Source organism: Mangrovihabitans endophyticus (genome assembly GCF_014646155.1).
In the GTDB taxonomy this organism is placed as follows: Bacteria; Actinomycetota; Actinomycetes; order Mycobacteriales; family Micromonosporaceae; genus Actinoplanes; species Actinoplanes endophyticus.
Genome location: NZ_BMMX01000115.1, coordinates 1 through 1,490 on the forward strand (window position 1 = coordinate 1; position 1,490 = coordinate 1,490).

The 1,490-nt window shown below is 67.0% G+C and carries 1 protein-coding gene; it reads left to right on the plus strand.

Going from position 1 to position 1,490, the window contains the following annotated elements:
- The first annotated feature begins 154 nt into the window (after positions 1–154).
- Positions 155–1,477 carry an IS4 family transposase gene (locus tag IEY73_RS32610; protein WP_268240513.1) on the plus strand — a complete coding sequence of 441 codons (1,323 nt, stop codon included), beginning with the start codon at positions 155–157 and terminating at the stop codon, positions 1,475–1,477.
- The last annotated feature ends 13 nt before the right edge of the window (positions 1,478–1,490 follow it).

Here is a 1,490-nt window from a genome sequence, read left to right on the forward strand (position 1 = left end):
CCAATGCCGCGTAGTTAGCGGTGGTGGTGGAGCGTCAAGCGGGTGTGTCGATACATGCAGAACAGCGGAACTCCCGCTATAGAGGGGTTGTCCTCACAAGACACCCTTCGAGCTGGGAGTTCCGCTGCCCGAGCATTCTGTCATCCACCGTACGATCAAGGTAGCCGCGGGCCGGTTCGCGCCTGGCCATCTGGGCGAGTTGACGCAGATCGTGCCGTTCGAGATGGTCGACGACATCCTCGCGACGACCGGCACGGTCCAGGCCCGGATCCGGGACCTGCCCTCCCGGGTCGTGGTCTATCTGTTGCTGGCCGCCGGACTGTTCACCGAGTCCGGCTACCAGCAGGTCTGGGCGAGGCTGACCAGCAGCATTACCGTCCTGAACCCTGCCACCCCGACCTCATCAGCCCTCGCCCAGGCCCGCCGCCGGATCGGCGTCAAGCCCCTGGCCGCCCTGTTCGCTCTGCTCGCCGGGCCGGCCGCCGGGGCCCAGCGATGGCGGGGCCTGCTGCTCTGCGCGATCGACGGCACCACCCTGTCGGTCCCCGACAGCCCCGCGAACCTGACCACCTACGGCCGGCAGACCGGATCCCACGGCGGCTCCGGCTATCCGCTGCTACGCCTGGTCGCGATCGTGGCCTGCGGATCCCGCACCGTCCTCGACGCGGTCTTCGGCCCGATCGGCACCGCGGAGATCCGCTACGCACCCACCCTGTTCCGCTGCCTGCGATCGGGCATGCTGCTGTTGGCCGACCGCAACTTCGCCGTCTGCGACCTGGTCGAACAGATCCACAACACCGGCGCGGACCTGCTCATCCGCTGCAAAACCAACCGTAAGTTCCCGACCATCGGCCGCTACCGCGACGGATCACAGCTCGCCCTACTCGGCAGCGTCGTCGTGCGTGTCATCGACGCCGAGATCACCGTGCACACCGCCGGCAAACTCCACCACACCGGCCAATACCGGCTGATCACCACCCTGACCGGCCACCAGTTCACCGCCCTGGACCTGATCACCCTCTACCACCAGCGGTGGGAGATCGAGACCGCGTTCTTGGAGATGAAGTCCACCACCCTCGAAGGCCGAGTCCTACGCGCACGCACCCCCACCGGCATCGAACAGGAGGTCTACGCCCTGCTCACCACCTACCAAGCGCTACGGCTGGCCATGACGAGCGCCACCGACCACGACCCGGACATCGCCCCGGACCGCGCCAGCTTCACCATCGCCCTGGCCACCGCCCGCGACCAAGTCATCCAAGCCGCGGGCGTCATCGCCGACACCGTCATCGACCTCATCGGCGTCATCGGCCGGGCCATCCTGACCGACCCTCTGCCCGAACGCCGGATCAGGACCAGCCCCCGCGTGGTGAAACGCGCCATCTCCAAACACCGAGCCAAAGGCACCATCGACCGAACCAACCACAAAGCAACCATCACGATCACCCTAGGGTCGACCAGCAGCCCAGCACCCTAACTACGCGGCATTG